Annotated in this window: 16 protein-coding genes; 10 read left to right on the top strand and 6 right to left on the bottom strand. The window is 27.7% G+C overall.

The features are described 5' to 3' along the window. Nucleotides 1–124 precede the first annotated feature (124 nt). Complete coding sequence (locus B3J31_RS07850) at nucleotides 125–307, top strand: hypothetical protein (RefSeq protein WP_346867261.1); 183 nt, start codon at nucleotides 125–127, stop codon at nucleotides 305–307. A gap of 44 nt (nucleotides 308–351) precedes the next feature. On the opposite strand, the gene yfcE is transcribed toward B3J31_RS07850, so the two are convergent. Beyond that, nucleotides 352–897 (bottom strand): phosphodiesterase, encoded by a 546-nt coding sequence (gene yfcE, locus B3J31_RS07845; protein ID WP_346867262.1) that lies wholly within the window; start codon nucleotides 895–897, stop codon nucleotides 352–354. A gap of 150 nt (nucleotides 898–1,047) precedes the next feature. Between yfcE and B3J31_RS07840 the strand changes: the two genes are divergently transcribed. The 3 genes from B3J31_RS07840 to B3J31_RS07830 are packed head-to-tail and all read left to right on the top strand — an operon-like array spanning nucleotide 1,048 to nucleotide 4,173. Then, nucleotides 1,048–1,299: an NAD(P)H-dependent oxidoreductase subunit E gene (locus B3J31_RS07840; protein WP_242844112.1), complete on the top strand. Its 252-nt coding sequence runs from the start codon at nucleotides 1,048–1,050 to the stop codon at nucleotides 1,297–1,299. Further along, nucleotides 1,290–2,996 (top strand): [Fe-Fe] hydrogenase large subunit C-terminal domain-containing protein, encoded by a 1,707-nt coding sequence (locus B3J31_RS07835; protein ID WP_346867263.1) that lies wholly within the window; start codon nucleotides 1,290–1,292, stop codon nucleotides 2,994–2,996. The genes B3J31_RS07840 and B3J31_RS07835 overlap by 10 nt, the downstream gene beginning before the upstream one ends. A gap of 1 nt (nucleotide 2,997) precedes the next feature. After that, on the top strand, nucleotides 2,998–4,173 hold the full coding sequence (locus B3J31_RS07830) for a SpoIIE family protein phosphatase (protein WP_346867264.1): 1,176 nt from the start codon (nucleotides 2,998–3,000) through the stop codon (nucleotides 4,171–4,173). Nucleotides 4,174–4,197: 24 nt separating this feature from the next. Here the strand turns inward: B3J31_RS07830 and B3J31_RS07825 are convergent, their stop codons facing one another. Further along, the gene (locus tag B3J31_RS07825) at nucleotides 4,198–4,845 is read right to left on the bottom strand and encodes a TIGR01906 family membrane protein (RefSeq protein ID WP_346867265.1); all 648 of its coding nucleotides are present in this window, start codon (nucleotides 4,843–4,845) and stop codon (nucleotides 4,198–4,200) included. A gap of 199 nt (nucleotides 4,846–5,044) precedes the next feature. Here B3J31_RS07825 and hemA point away from each other — a divergent pair, with 199 nt between their 5' ends. The 4 genes from hemA (at nucleotide 5,045) to B3J31_RS07805 (ending at nucleotide 9,857) form a co-directional block, all read left to right on the top strand. Then, nucleotides 5,045–6,286 (top strand): glutamyl-tRNA reductase, encoded by a 1,242-nt coding sequence (gene hemA, locus B3J31_RS07820; protein WP_150845553.1) that lies wholly within the window; start codon nucleotides 5,045–5,047, stop codon nucleotides 6,284–6,286. A gap of 13 nt (nucleotides 6,287–6,299) precedes the next feature. Continuing rightward, nucleotides 6,300–7,574 (top strand): glutamate-1-semialdehyde 2,1-aminomutase, encoded by a 1,275-nt coding sequence (gene hemL, locus B3J31_RS07815; RefSeq protein ID WP_346867266.1) that lies wholly within the window; start codon nucleotides 6,300–6,302, stop codon nucleotides 7,572–7,574. Nucleotides 7,575–7,843: 269 nt separating this feature from the next. Continuing rightward, nucleotides 7,844–9,289, top strand: a complete 1,446-nt coding sequence (gene nhaC, locus B3J31_RS07810; protein WP_346867267.1) for a Na+/H+ antiporter NhaC — start codon at nucleotides 7,844–7,846, stop codon at nucleotides 9,287–9,289. Nucleotides 9,290–9,413: 124 nt separating this feature from the next. Further along, on the top strand, nucleotides 9,414–9,857 hold the full coding sequence (locus B3J31_RS07805; RefSeq protein ID WP_150845556.1) for a hypothetical protein: 444 nt from the start codon (nucleotides 9,414–9,416) through the stop codon (nucleotides 9,855–9,857). 100 nt (nucleotides 9,858–9,957) lie between these two features. On the opposite strand, the gene B3J31_RS07800 is transcribed toward B3J31_RS07805, so the two are convergent. Further along, entirely contained in the window at nucleotides 9,958–10,416 is a 459-nt protein-coding gene (locus B3J31_RS07800) for a hypothetical protein (protein WP_035132239.1), read from the bottom strand. 271 nt (nucleotides 10,417–10,687) lie between these two features. On the opposite strand from B3J31_RS07800, the gene B3J31_RS07795 reads away from it, so the two are divergent. Together B3J31_RS07795 and B3J31_RS07790 are read left to right on the top strand one after the other, a co-directional pair. Next, nucleotides 10,688–11,926 (top strand): patatin-like phospholipase family protein, encoded by a 1,239-nt coding sequence (locus tag B3J31_RS07795; protein ID WP_150845557.1) that lies wholly within the window; start codon nucleotides 10,688–10,690, stop codon nucleotides 11,924–11,926. A gap of 124 nt (nucleotides 11,927–12,050) precedes the next feature. After that, a complete protein-coding gene (locus tag B3J31_RS07790) occupies nucleotides 12,051–12,506 on the top strand; it encodes a CBS domain-containing protein (RefSeq protein ID WP_035135753.1) in 456 nt (151 codons plus the stop codon). Nucleotides 12,507–12,608: 102 nt separating this feature from the next. Here B3J31_RS07790 and B3J31_RS07785 read toward each other — a convergent pair whose 3' ends face one another. The 3 genes from B3J31_RS07785 to B3J31_RS07775 form a co-directional block, all read right to left on the bottom strand. Next, nucleotides 12,609–14,855 (bottom strand): heavy metal translocating P-type ATPase, encoded by a 2,247-nt coding sequence (locus B3J31_RS07785; protein WP_150845559.1) that lies wholly within the window; start codon nucleotides 14,853–14,855, stop codon nucleotides 12,609–12,611. A gap of 24 nt (nucleotides 14,856–14,879) precedes the next feature. Next, nucleotides 14,880–15,233, bottom strand: a complete 354-nt coding sequence (locus B3J31_RS07780; protein WP_150845560.1) for a metalloregulator ArsR/SmtB family transcription factor — start codon at nucleotides 15,231–15,233, stop codon at nucleotides 14,880–14,882. Between the two features lie 191 nt (nucleotides 15,234–15,424). Continuing rightward, entirely contained in the window at nucleotides 15,425–16,015 is a 591-nt protein-coding gene (locus B3J31_RS07775) for a DUF1836 domain-containing protein (RefSeq protein ID WP_150845561.1), read from the bottom strand. Between the last annotated feature and the right edge of the window lie 60 nt (nucleotides 16,016–16,075).

Below are 16,075 nucleotides of genomic sequence, written 5' to 3'. Positions count from 1 at the left end.
CTACATACTTAATTTTTTAAAATACTATTTAACTTAATTTAATAATTTCTTTAGCTATATTATTGAATAAATCATCTATGTTGTTATATAATCTATTTAATTAATAACTACAAGGAGGAATGATATGGAAATTCATATATTTCTAAAATGCAAGAAAGAAGCTGAAATTTTTAAGGGAGATAGAATTGATATCCTTGATTTTGAAATGGGTGGAGTTAAATATAAACAAGTGAGATACTTTAGAAATGGATTTAGTAAAAGTGAATTAATTGAATCTAATATAATTGATAAAATAATTAAAAAGTAGAGGAAGTTTTTTAATGCCCTCTACTTTTATATATATAATATTATTTAGCTCAATCCTATTTCTTGAATTATAGTTCCCTCTAATGTTTTTATATAGAATACATCTCCATCTACAACTCCATAGCTATGAGGATTATTTTCCTTTGGATAAGAAATAGAACCTGGATTAATTATAGAAATACCATCCTTTTTATTAAGACCTAATATATGTGTATGACCATGTAGCATTATATCTTCTGTAGATATATTAGGCATATTATTCTCATTATATATGTGTCCATGAGTTAAAAAAAATCTTTTGTTATTATATAAAACTACAGAATAATCTCCCATGCATGGAAAATTCAATAACATTTGATCAACTTCCGAATCACAGTTTCCACGTACTGCAATTATCTTATATCTATATTCATTTAGTATCTTTGCTACCTCTTTAGGATCATACTCTTCCGGCAATGGATTTCTTGGCCCGTGATAAAGTATGTCTCCAAGAATTAATAAATAATCACCCTGTTCTCTATTAAATACTTCTATAGCTTTTTTTGTGTATTTTGAAGAACCATGAATATCAGAAATAACTACTAATCTCATTTTATATCCTCCCATAATAAATTTTATACTTATTATTTACATTACTTTTATAACATTGTCAAATGTATAACAACATGTGATTGACGGTGTTTTACCAAAGTTCTATAATTTATTATATAACATATATACAGATTAAGGAGGGGTTTTGTTTTGATTGTTAAAGTTTGTGTTGGAAGTGCTTGTTATGTAAGAGGTTCTCATAATGTTATAAATCGAATTAAAAGCTTAATAGAATTAAATAATTTAACAGATAAAATAGAATTAAAAGCTTCATTTTGTCTTGGTCATTGTACTGATTCGGTATGTGTTACTGTCGATGATAACATTTATACTGTAAATGAAGATGAAGTAGATAAATTCTTTGAAGAATATATAATTAAGAAGGTGAATCTATGCAAGTAATGAATTTTTCCTCCGCTAACTGTAAAAATTGCTACAAATGTGTACGTACTTGTACAGTTAAAGCTATAGAAGTCTTAAATGATCAAGCTAAAATCCAAGAAGATAGATGTATTTTTTGTGGTCATTGTTTAGTCGTATGTCCTCAAAATGCCCGTCATGTGCTTTCAGATATTGATGATGTCAAAGCAGCATTAAATAGCAATAAAACAGTTGTTGCTCAATTAGCACCTGCTTTTAGAGGAGTATTCTCTCATCCTTCTAAATTGATAACTGCTCTAAGAAAATTAGGTTTTTCTTATATTGAAGAGGTTTCCATAGGTGCAGAACTAGTAACTCAAGAATATGAATGTAGGATTGAGTGTAGTTCAAATAGTGAATTTATCACAAGTTGCTGTCCTTCCATAGTAATGTTAATAGAAAAATATTATCCTGAATTAATTCCATTAGTTTTACCAGTATCCTCTCCTATGGTCGCCCATGGAAAAAGTATAAAAAATAGATATGAGGAACCTTATACTGTTTTTATAGGTCCATGTGTATCTAAAAAATATGAAGCTTTATCTGAATCTAATTTAGGATTTGTTGATTCTGTGTTAACCTTTGACGAAATCATCGACTATATAAAAGAAAATGGTATTGAATATTCTGAACTAGAAGATGGAGAAGTGGATTTTAGCGGTACTACAAGAGGTGATCGCTATCCTGTAGTTGGTGGAATATTAAATGCCATAAGACCTACTATTGATAAAAAAGATTTAAATGTAATTAGGGTTCACGGTCTGGAAAATTGTAAAGTTATTTTAGAGGAACTTAAAAATAACACTTTAAAGAATGTGTGTATAGAATTAAGTGCCTGTAATGAAAGTTGTCTTGGCGGTCCAGGCACACTATCTGATAATGAATCTGTATACACTAGACTCCAAAGAATTCAAGATTACTTAAAAACCAAAAATAATAATTCAAAAGTTATTAATATAAATAATGATAATCTTAATCTTACAAGAAACTTTGAAAATAAAAAAATCCATATGCTAACACCTAAAGACGATGAAATTAAAGTTCTTCTTAAACAAATGGGAAAATACACTAAAGAAGATGAATTAAACTGTGGCGCTTGTGGATACAACACTTGTGTTGAAAAGGCTATTGCTGTTTACAATGGAATGTCTGAGGTAGAAATGTGTGTACCTTATATGAGATCATTAGCAGAAAATATGAACAGTGAAATATTTAAAAATTCACCTAATGCTTTAATTATAATTGATGATAACTTATTGATTAAGGACATTAATCCCTCTGGAAGAAGAATGTTTTTAAATTGTGAAAAAGAAAGTATAATAGGAGTTCCTATAACAGAAATTATACACGACTTAGACTTTAAAAAAGTAGCCGACACAAAAAAGAATATTTTAGGTAAAAAAGTTTTCTACAGTAAGTTAGATTTTCATGGGTATAAAAGTGTAATTTATATTAAAAATCACTCATCTTTATTGATAACATTTACAGACATAACTGAGGAAGAAAATAGGAAATTAGAATTGACTGAATTGAAGCGTAAATCTATTGATGTTACCCAAACAATTATAAACAAGCAAATGATGGTTGCTCAAGAAATTGCTAGCTTACTTGGTGAAACTACTGCAGAAACTAAAGTTGCTATCCTAGAGTTAAAAAAAGTATTAGAAGAGGAAGACTAATATGAGAAAATATTACTTAGATGTAGCTAATATGAGTATGAATAAACACGGTGAAGAACTTTGTGGTGACAACGTTGAAATTGCTAATACAGAAGATGGAATTATCGTAGTGATGTCAGATGGTCTTGGCAGTGGTGTTAAAGCTAATATACTAGGGACTTTAACATCTAAAATTGCAGTTACTATGTTAAAAGAAGGAGCTACTATAGATGAGACTATAGATACTATAATTAATACATTGCCTGAATGTCAAGTTAGAAAGTTAGCCTACTCCACTTTTACAATTGTGAAAATTAAAAACAGTGGCGAGGTATATATGGTAGAGTACGATAATCCACCTGTTTTTCTTTTTAGAAATAATCGTAGTTGTGACATCAAGAAGAATCGACGTATAGTGAATGGTAAAGTTATTTTTGAAAGTAGATTTTATATGAATGAATCTGATGCTCTAGTTATTATAAGTGACGGAGTTGTACATGCTGGTGTAGGTGGACTCTTAAATTTAGGTTGGGAATGGCCTCATATAAATAGATATCTAACTAATGTACTCCACAAAGAGGTGATTGCTCAAAACATATGTAGACAACTATTAGAAGTTTGTAAAGACTTATATGATAATAAACCTGGGGATGATACAACAGTAGTAACTATTAAGATAAGAAAGGAACAAAACATATCTCTCTTTACAGGGCCGCCTAAAAATAAGGATGATGATGATATTCTTATAAATCTTGTGAAAAATGCTACAGGTAAAAAAATTGTATGTGGTGGCACTACTGCAAATATAATATCTAATGCATTACACACCCCCATAGAGATAGACTTAAAGCATTATACTTCAGAAGTCCCGCCTATGGGATTTATGAAAGGTATAGACTTGGTTACAGAAGGCATACTAACTTTAAATAAAGTAAAAGAATTATTAAAAAATTATCTAAATTCTATTAAAAGGAATGCTATACCCTGTGCTATAAATGGCTCTGATGGAGCCTCTAGAATTACTAATATGTTAATTAATGAAGGTACATCCATAGATATATATATAGGGCAAGCAGTTAATCCAGCTCATCAAAATCCATCTTTTCCAGATGAATTTAATTTAAAAATTAAGATTGTTAAAGACATAGCCAGATTACTAACTGAATTAGGTAAAAAAGTAAATGTAAATTATCTTTAATTTTAAAAAGATATTAGATTTTTTCTAATATCTTTTTAAAATCTTTTTATTATAATTGTAATACGCCACATATAATACTATTCCAATGACTATGCAAAGAATTCCAATAGAAACAGCACATAATGCAAAAAACTCTTCAGGTAGTATGTTTATAATAGGATCTGTGTTGGGATCAAAAATCCATTTATCATTATTAAAAAAAATTTTATGGAATATTGTAAAGAAAAAATTAAAGTTAATACTTACAACTATTGAGATTAAAACTGGAGTTATAATTGATATAACGGAAATATATTTTATATAAATATAGCTCTTATAACTGCTAGTATACAGTACAGACAATATGGCTAATGTAATTATTAAACTTAATATAGTAATCTTAGCAAGTTTAAATAATTCCTTTACTTCTTTAAAATGAAAAGCACCAGCATCTGATGATTCTAAAGATGGTAGTTCAAATTTGTCGTTGTTATTATATAACAAATAGTCTATTACATAAGAATAATTTTTTTTCATCTCCTCAATAGATAAGCTTGTTCTCTCCTCCATATTAAATTTATTAATACTGTAAGTATAAATAGGTTTTATGCTTGTTACTATTAAAGTAGAAATAAGAATAACTAAAACAAAACCTGTAATAGAAATAAGGATATTTAGAATAATTTTTTTCATAGTATTACCTCACCTTTTATTTGTTAGAAATTAGTAATCTATACAATACAATTTTATTATCCTATTTTATCATTGTCAAAAAAATTTTCATATAGTATAATTTTCATGTTACAATATATGAGTTATAATGTGCCCACTTGTAGTGGGTTTTAAATTTGATTAAATAAAATTTAGTAATTTCATAGATTTGGGGGTAAAAATGATTCATTTAATTGGAATAAAGAAAGAACTTGACTTAATTTTAAGAGCTAAACTAGCAATATCCCAAGATAATATAGATGGAATATTACTAAAAATGAAAGAAACTCTATGCGAAGAAGTTGTTATAATTAATACCTGTAATAGAACAGAAATATACTTAAAATCTTCCCTATCTCAAAATATCATAATACAAGAAGTATTCAATACACTTAATTGGGATGAAGAATTTATTAAATATATATTTTACTCTAATGATAACAAGGCTATAACTCACTTACTGGAAGTTAGTTGTGGGTTTCATTCAAAAATTTTAGGTGAAGATCAAATCTTAGGTCAAGTAAAGGATGCCTACTTAAAAAGTAAAGAGTTAAAAGTGATAAAAGCTTCTTTTGATAAGCTATTTACAATGGCTATTAGTTGTGGTAAAGAGTTTAAAACCGAAAGTAAACTATATAAGACACCTGTGTCATATTCATCTATTGCTGCTAAAAAAGCTATAGACCAAGGTTGTAAAAATATATTAATATTAGGTTTTGGTAAAATGGCTCAATTAACTTTAAATTATCTTATAGGAAAACAAGATATCTTAGATAAAATATATATTGTAGTAAGAAATACAGATAAGGCTATTAATCATAGTACTATAATAAAAAATATAAAATTAATGGAAAATAAAAAGATTGAAATTATACCCATTGATAATATGGTAGATACTTATAAATATATAGATGCTTTAATATGCTGTACTTCTTCCCCTACTCCAATTGTACTAAAGAAAGATCTCCCTTCACAACCAATTTTAATTTTTGATCTTTCCTTACCAATTAATGTTGAAGATTCTTGTAGTGAATTAAAAAATATCTGTTTATTTAATTTAGATAATCTTCAAAATGTAGATAAAGAAAATAAGATTCAGCGAAGAAATATTATGAATTCAAATAAATATATAATAAAGAAATACTATGATGAATATAATAATTTTTTAAAGTTAATGTCCTTAAGTGGTATAATTAAAGATGTAAAAGAAGAAGGTAAATTACTTGTGGAAAATAATCTTAAAACTTTTAAAAATAAAAAGTACACTAAAGATAATGACAAGCTTGTAGCTACCCTTTTAAAAAGTAGTGCTAACACATATATAAATCGTGCCATTGAAGTTTTAAAAGAAGAAACTTTAAAAGGAAATAATAAGGACGCCTATGAGTTAATTGAACGTATTTTTCTAAATAAAATTAATTAGGAGGAAGAGCTTAATGAACAATAAAACTATATTTGAAGAAAGCAAAAAGTATATTCCCGGAGGAGTTAATAGTCCAGTAAGAGCACTTAAGGATATGGGTATCACCCCTCCTATTATAAAATCTGGTGTGGGTTCTAAAATATATGACGAAGAAAATAAAGAATACATAGATTTTGTTGGAGCTTGGGGACCTATGATTTTAGGGCATTGTAACTCCAGAGTTGTTGATGCTATAAAAAACACTTCAGAAACTGCTATAGCCTTTGGTGCACCAACAAAATTAGAATTAGACTTAGCAAAACTTTTATGTGAAACTGCCTCAATTGATATGATTAGAATGGTTAACTCTGGTACTGAAGCTACTATGAGTGCAATTAAATTAGCAAGAGGCTATACTAAGAGAAATAAAATTGTTAAATTTGCTGGTTGTTATCACGGCCATTATGATGGATTTTTAGTAAGTGCAGGTTCTGGTGTTATGACTTGTGGCATACCTGGCAGCGCTGGTATACCTAAAGAACACATAGAGCATACAATTGTTGCTAATTATAACGATATAGATAATTTAAAAGAAATATTTACTGCTTATAGTAATGATATAGCTTGTGTCATTATTGAACCTATTGCTGGAAACATGGGAGTTGTTAAACCTTCTATGGAGTTCATGGAGAACTTAGATAAACTTTGTAAAGATAATGGTACTTTATTAATATTTGATGAAGTAATGTGTGGTTTCAGAATTGCATATAAAGGCGCAAGAGAGCTATTCCCAAATGTTAAACCTGATCTTATTACCTATGGTAAAATTATTGGAGGCGGCTTACCTTGTGGGGCTTATGGCGGAAGACGTGAAATCATGGAACTACTTGCTCCATTAGGCCCTGTGTATCAGGCAGGAACCATGTCAGGTAATCCTCTTGTTATGGCTGCTGGAATAGCAACTGTTAAAGAATTACATGATAAACAAGATATATATACCCATATAGAAACCATAGGAACAAGATTAGAAAATGGTATTAAAGAAATTTCAAAAGAAAAAAATATAAATGTAGTAATTAATAGAGTTGGTGGGATGATGACTGTATTTTTTACAGATTTAAATGAAATTAATAATTATGAAGATGCCAAAAGTTGCAACACAAACACATTTAGGAAATATTTTATGCATATGTTAGAAAAAGGAATTAATTTACCACCATCACAATTTGAAGCAATGTTCTTATCAATTTGTCATAACGAAGATGATATAAATAAATTTCTTACAGCCTATAAATCATTTAATATATAAATGTATAATTATAATATTTTTAATAACTCTGAGTACAAAAATTCTTTTGTACTCTTTTTTAATCAGAATAAATTGAATATAATATTTTAGCTAGCTTCATAATCGAATAATAAAAGCCATTTAAATCAATATTTTTCCTCCAAAATGCATAATATTAAAAATAAGTTTTTAATTTATAAATTTTCTGAATAGTATTGCAATTATAATTATACTGATATATAATTTATTTAATTACTTAAATTGGAATTTAATATAGGAGTGTGTTGTTAATGAAAGAAAAAAAACAAAAATCTAGTAAGATAGCTTCCCCCCCTAGAAAACCAAAAGTTTGGCAAGCCCTTATACCTATTTTAGTTCTCATTGTTTCTCTATCTATTGCAATTATATTTTATGAATCAAGTCCACATATTCCTTTAATAATTGCAGCTGCAGCTGCAACTATCACAGCTTTATGTATTGGATTTAAATGGGAAGATCTTGAAAAAGGATTTATTGATACTATTCAAATGTCAATGCAAGCAATTATAATACTTATGATAATTGGAGTTTTAATTGGTGCTTGGATATTAAGTGGTACTGTACCAACAATGATTTATTACGGACTTAAAATTTTATCTCCTGGTATTTTCTTAGTAGCTACATGTATAATATGTGCTATAGTTTCATTAGCTACTGGAAGTTCATGGACAACTGCTGGTACTGTAGGTATAGCACTTATGGGTGTTGGTATAGGATTAGGTATTCCTACTCCAATGATAGCTGGTGCTATTATATCTGGTGCATATTTTGGAGATAAAATGTCCCCTCTTTCTGATACAACTAACTTAGCTCCTACCATGGCTGGTTCTAATTTATTTGATCACATCAAGCACATGTTTTATACTACAACACCAAGTTTAATAATTTCTCTTATACTATTCGCTATCCTTGGAATGAAATATGCAGGTCAAGAATTAGATGTTTCTAAACTAAATATAATATTTGATGGTTTAAAAGCTTCTGGGGCAATTAGCCCTATTCTATTACTACCTCCAATAATAGTAATAATACTTGTAATTAAAAAAATGCCTGCAATTCCTGGACTACTAATAGGTGTTGCTACAGGTGTACTTTTAGCAGTTTTAGTACAAGGCGCTAACTATGGCGATATAGTTAATGTTTTAAATGATGGATATGTAAGTGAAACTGGAATTGAAGTGGTAGATGAACTATTAACCCGTGGTGGACTACAAGGTATGATGTATACAGTTTCTTTGATTATGTGTGCGATGACCTTTGGTGGTGTAATGGAGAAAGCAGGATTCTTAAATGTAATTGCTGAAAAATTGCTTAAGTTAGCAGTTAACACAGGTTCCCTTGTACTAATCACTATAATTTCTTGCATAGTTATTAATATATTAGCTGGGGATCAATATTTATCTATAGTTATTTCAGGTAGAATGTATAAAGATGAATATGCTAAACGTGGCTTAGCACCTAAGAACTTATCTAGAGCTTTAGAAGATTCTGGAACATTAACATCACCATTTATTCCATGGAATACCTGTGGAGCATTTATGTCTACTACTCTTGGTGTTTCTTGTTTCTTATATGCACCATTCTGCTTCTTGAACTATATAAATCCTATAATATCAATAGTTTATGGATACACAGGATTCTCAATGGAAAAACTAGAAGACCCAGAAAAACTAGACAAACCAGTTATAAAAGCTTAGTATGGTTTGAAAAGGTCATATATTAAATGGCCTTTTTATCCTTTTGAAATATTTTCTAATATGAATAATGTCAATACCACTTAGGCAATAATATAATGAATATTATTGCAAGGAGTTGATTTTCTTGGATAAAAAATATATAGTTAATAGTTTAAACGAATTATTACATGGCATATATATTGATATAAACACTTTTGAAGATTATATAAAGCACTCTAAAAATGAAAATGTTATTTCTCAAATATCTAAAGTTCGAAGTGATTACCAAAAACATGCATATAGAATATGTAAAATAATAACTGATTTAGGTGGCAATCCTATAGAAATTGATAATTGTATTGATATAAATCCATATATTAATATTGATGCTACAGTTATTGACAGAGAGCTTTTAAAAAAAACTTGTGAAGCTGCAAATAATGTATTCAATTTAGGTTGTAAATTAATATCAGATCCTAATTTTATTAATCGCGAAAGCTATACTACTATAAATTTAATGAATAAGGATTATCAAAAACATATTAATCACATTGAAAGATATGAATTATATAGTGGTAGTTTTCAATAAAAATCGTAAAATAGTTTCAATACATTATAATTCCTAAAAACATTAAAATGCCCTATTAGTATTAATTCAATAAAATACTAATAGGGCATTTTAATATATATTATCTTTTTTTATTAATCTTTTTACCAATGATGTATCCTATTAAAAGTCCAGTTCCTAATGCAAGAGCAGACTTTACCTTTTCAAATTTAATTTCAGCATCTGAAATAGGTTTCACATTGTTAATTATAACTGTATCCTGTTCTATAATATCTTCATTTGGATATATAAAAGCCCCTACTAAGCACAAATGGTTAAATCTTTCTTCTGAAAAGTTATTTGATAAATCTTGAAGAGTTTTCAAAAAATATTCTTTAGTCCACTTATTATCCTCTTCTAGTTTTGCTCCATCATGAATTTCAAATAATCCCTTAATGTTTTCTTTAGCATAATTTAATGCATTTATAATTTTTTCTGAATTTTCCGGTTCAACTCTTATGTATTCAATTAATGCTTTTCTAACTTCCTCAATGCTATTGGATTTAACTGCTTCTTCTATTAAATTTAAACTTATTTCCATAACTAATCTCCTTCTCATCTTGGTTATTATTGAAATCTTCCGACATTTTTAAATTATATCATTTAAAATAGTTTACTATACTATAATTCTATTGTTAGTATATACTAATTATATAGTTTTTTACATAAAAGTTCAACGTATAAATAGTAATTATTAGTATATATAATATAATCATTGTAATAATTATCAAATTTAACTCAATTAGTATAATATAATATTAAGTAGAATTATATTTAAGTTAATTTTACTTACCAAAGGGGTGTTATAACGCTTGAATAGTTATGGATTAGTATTAGGTGGTGGTGGTTCTAGGGGCGCTTATGAAGTTGGAGTGTGGAAAGCTTTGATAGAATTAAATATAGATATATCTTCGGTAGTTGGAACTTCTATTGGGGCTATTAATAGTGCTTTTATATGTAGCAATAATTATAATGATTTAGAAGAATTATGGCTATCAATAGATTTTTCAACTTGCTTCAATATTGATGATAATTTTTCTATAGATGAAAATCTATCATTTAAAAACCTTCCTAAATTCATGAAAAATATTATATCTAATAGAGGGTTAGATCATACACCTTTAAAAAGATTACTACAACGCTATTTAAATGAAGATATAATAAGGAATTCACCTATAGATTTTGGTATTGTTACCCTTACTATGTATCCCCTAAAACCTATAGAAATATTTAAGACTGATATTCCTTACGGAAAAATTATTGACTATATAATGGCAAGTTGCTCTCTACCTGGTCTAAAGCACATGGTTATTGATGGTGTCACTTTTGTTGATGGCGGTATGTATAATAACATTCCAACCAGCATGCTTTTAAATAGCCCCTGTTCTGCTATAATCCAAGTAGATATAGATGGCCCAGGGTTCAGTCAAAAAATTAATAATATAAATGATATACCTATAATAGAAATAAAATGCAGTGAAAATCTTGGCCCAATTATTAGTTTTGATAGTGAAAGGATTAAAAGAAATTTAAGTATAGGATATTTAGATACATTAAAAACTTTTAATCAATTAACAGGACAAAACTATTATTTTTTCAAAGATGAGCTCCCTAAGGGATTATTAGTAAATATTAATGCCATTGAGTTTAAACTTATAATGGATTCCTTAAGTTTTAATAATTCCATATTCAATCATTTAAAACTATTAAGAGCTATAAAAAAAATTGAAAACTTCTCAGGCATAATAACAAAAAGTCGTGTTAATATTATCATGGCTATGGAAATTACTGCAGAAATTTTAGAAATCGAAAGATGTATTATATATAGTTATAATGAACTTTTAAATAAAATTTTACAAAAAGTAAAGATATGCAAAGAAAATATAAACAGTAAGGAACTTTCATTAAAAGATTATTTAATTTTAAAAAATTGCAATCTTCTAGATACATCTAAATCCACAATAGCCTTTAGAAACACTTTAGCAATTACATTTCCTAAAGAGTTTATTGCTCATATGTTTTTGTGTTTAATAAATTTTAGAATCAACTGATAGCATTACATGTTCTTAAATTATTAAAAACTTTACTCTCTATTAGTCTGAAAACTATGTTATAATTAAAGTATAGCTTTTTAGTTTACTTATTGAATATTGATTTATTGGAGGATGATAAAATATGAACATTGCCTTTTTTCTAACTCCTAAAAGCGAAGTAATTTTTGAAAAGGTTAGTTCTACTATGCGAAGAGCAATGGAGAGAATGGAATATCATAGATATACTTCTATACCTTTAGTGGATGATAAAGGAAAATATGTAGGTACTTTAACAGAAGGTGATCTTCTTTGGAAATTAAAAAATTCTTCCGAATTAAGCTTAAAGGATACAGAAAATGTTTTAATAAAGGATATACCAAGACATTTTAAAGATAAACCCGTATCAATTAATTCTGATATTGAAAGTTTAATACTTGTTGCTAAATCACAAAATTTCGTTCCAGTAGTTGATGACTCAAATATATTCATTGGAATTATAAAAAGAGGAGATATAATATCATATTGTTATAAGAAATTATTTGAGGTAGATAATAGTGATGAGTTTAGCGAATTTAAAACCATGTCAAAAATAAGTTAATAATTATCACTTAAGTTTAAAAAACCCTTTAATGCTAAAAACATTAAAGGGTTTTAATATATTTTAATTCTGCATTTTAGTATTCTTAAGTTAAACTTTTATTTATTCTTCCATCTTCATAGCTCTCATAGCATTTAATACAGCTATTATTGTAACTCCTACATCTGCAAATACCGCCATCCACATATTAGTAATCCCTAGAGCTGTTAATACTAAGACTATAGCTTTTATCAATAAGGAAAATACAATATTTTGAACTACAATTTTTTGTGTCTTCCTAGCTATTTTTATAGATGTAGATATTTTTTCAGGATCGTCAGTCATAATAACAACATCAGAAGCTTCTATAGCTGCATCTGAGCCTATTCCCCCCATTGCTATCCCTATATCTGCTCTAGCTAATACGGGAGCATCATTTATTCCATCTCCAACAAATACTAATCTTCCCTTCTTAGAAAGACCATTATATATTTTTTCTACTTCACTTACTTTTTCATATGGCATTAATTCGGCTCTAACCTCATCAATGGAAATAACCTTTGCAACATAATCAGCAATTGTTTTATTATCTCCAGTAAGCATAACAGTTTTCTTAATCCCTAGTTCTTTTAACTTTGCAATAGCCATAGGTGAAGTATTTTTTATTCTATCAGAAATCACTAAACTTCCTACAAAATTATTATTTACTGCAACATATATAATAGTACCTACTTCATTTGATTTTACATACTTAATTTCAAGTTCTTCCATAAGTTTATAATTTCCTGCATATATATATCTATCACCAAAGTATATTTTTACACCTTTACCTGGAATTTCTTCATAACTCTTTATTCTACTTTTATCAATAATAGCCTTCGTACTAATTTTTTTATAGGATTCTACAATAGATTTTGCAATAGGATGATTAGAATATATTTCAGCATATGCCGCATATTCCATTAACATGTCCTCAGTAATGAATCCATAAGGAGTAATTTTTGTAACTTCAAAGCTTCCTTCTGTTAATGTACCTGTTTTATCAAAAATTACCACTTCTGCTTTGCTCAATGCCTCAAGATAGTTTCCTCCTTTGACAAGCACCCCACTTCTAGATGCTCCACCAATCCCACCAAAGAAGCTTAAAGGTATTGATATCACAAGGGCACAAGGACAAGATACAACTAAAAATGATAGTCCTCTATATAACCAGGTATATAAATCTTCACCCATAGCTAACGGTGGTAAGAAAGCTAGTAGAATAGCTAATATAACCACAATAGGAGTATAGTATCTAGCAAACTTTGTTATAAACTTTTCTGTTGGTGCTTTTTTATTTGAAGCATTTTCTACTAATTCAAGAATCTTTGATACTGTAGATTCACTAAATTCCTTAGTTATTTTAACTTCAATAAGAGAAGTTTTATTTATTGATCCAGCTAAAACTTCAGCTCTTTCCTTAACTACTCTTGGAACAGATTCTCCTGTTAAAGCAGAAGTATCTATTTGAGAGTCTCCCCTTACTACAACTCCATCTAAAGGAATTTTTTCACCTGGCTTAACAACTATTATATCACCAATGCCTACCTCTTCTGGAGAGACAGAAGATATATCCCCGTTACTTAATTTTAAATTTGCATGGTCTGGACGAATATCCATTAACTCTGATATAGAATTTCTAGATTTATTAACTGCCAATTGTTGAAAAAACTCTCCTATTTGATAAAATAGCATTACTCCAATAGCTTCTGGATATTCACCAATTAAAAATGCACCAATTGTAGCTATACTCATTAAGAAGTTCTCATCAAAAACTTGACCTTTTATTATATTTTTGCCGGCAATAAGCAAAATATCTCCACCAATTACTAGATAAGAAGCTATAAATAAAAATAAACTTATCATATCCTTAGTTAATACTCCAGCAACTGCCAAAGAAATTCCTATAATAAATTTTATTATTTGTTTCTTTTTAAACCCTTCTCCATGATCATGGTTATGATTATGAACATGATCATCACTATGAAAATCCCTGTAGGTAACCTTTTCTTCCTTAACTTTATTATCCTTTGAACTAGAATTAATACTTTTTACATTTCCCTGAACCTTTACATTCTTTTTACTTATAATATTTTTTTCAATTTCTTTAACTCTAACTCCATGTTCAATTCTAGTAGATATGCTTTCCACATCATCAAATATTATTTCTCTATTAGTGTTCTCATCAACCTCTAAAATAGCTTTTGATGTCACAGAGTTGACTACAGCACTTTGTACGTAAGATAATTGATTTAGTTCACGTTCGATTTTCAAAGCACAATTTGCGCAATGCAATCCTTGAATTTCATAAAGCCTTTTTGTTTGTCCCATTATTTTACTCCCCCTATAACTAGTTTATTCATTAACGTGGCTAAGTCCTTTATAGAAAATATCTTTAACATGATCATCATCTAAAGAATAATATACAACTTTTCCATCTTTTCTTGATTTTACAATCCTAGCTAGCTTTAGTACTCTTAATTGATGAGATATTGCAGATTGTGTCATATTAGTTAAAGCTGCTATGTCGCAAACACAAGCTTCTGTATTTAACAAAATATTTAATATTTTAACTCTAGTAGGATCTGCCATAGACTTAAATAAATTTGAAAGTTCCTCTACTGTAGTATCATTTAAAGTTTTATCTTTTAATTTTTCAATAATTTCATCATGTATGCAAACTTGCATACAAACCTCTTCTTTATACATATATTACATACCCCTTTCATATGAATACTTGTTCATATGTTTATACTATTCTCATTTCTTTTTTTTGTCAATACTTTTTAAATAATATATTTAATAAATTATTTCATATAGTTTATAATATAAACATTAATTATAAATTTACACCAAAAAATAAAATGACTGTCTATGAAGGCAGTCATTTTATTTTCAATTTATTCATTAAAATAATTATCTATCATCTTTTCGGCAATTCTTTTATTTAAGGAAGCTGAATTTAAAAGTGTTAATATAATCAATAATATTTTTTTATAATCCTCATAATTTTTAATAGTTTCTTTTTCACATAAATTAGTTGTATCATTGACAATTGAAGTTAAGAATTCTTTTTCTTTATCAATTTGACTTTTCTTTAGTGAAAGATATTCATTATATATATTACTTAAATCAAAATTTGATTTTTCTTCTGATAATATTTTTACCATAGGGGTAAATAATTTTTTTATATCACCTATAGATAAAATTTGCTTTAAATCATAAATTAAAATCATCAAGAGAATATGATCTTTAGAATATTTTTTATTTTTATTTTGAAAAAGCAATTTGTCTTTAGAGTAATTATTTATCATAGTCTTGGTTAAAATCTTGTCCGTAGGGTTTCTTTTTATATGCTCCAAATTATTTTCAAATAATTGAATTACCTGATCCATATATAAATCAATATCTGGTATTTTATTAATATTAATCCTATCATCTAAATTCATATTAAATAAAAGTTCTTGTAAATTTTCTATATTAAAGTTCACATAACCACCTCTTATGTATGTTTTCTTTTATTATAATATTATTATTAATAGTAGTAAATA

Source organism: Clostridium sp. UBA5988, from assembly GCF_002435615.1.
Taxonomy (GTDB): Bacteria; Bacillota; Clostridia; order Clostridiales; family Clostridiaceae; genus Clostridium_J; species Clostridium_J sulfidigenes.
Note: the sequence above shows the minus strand (reverse complement) of the source record. Positions and strands in the feature narration are given on the sequence as shown.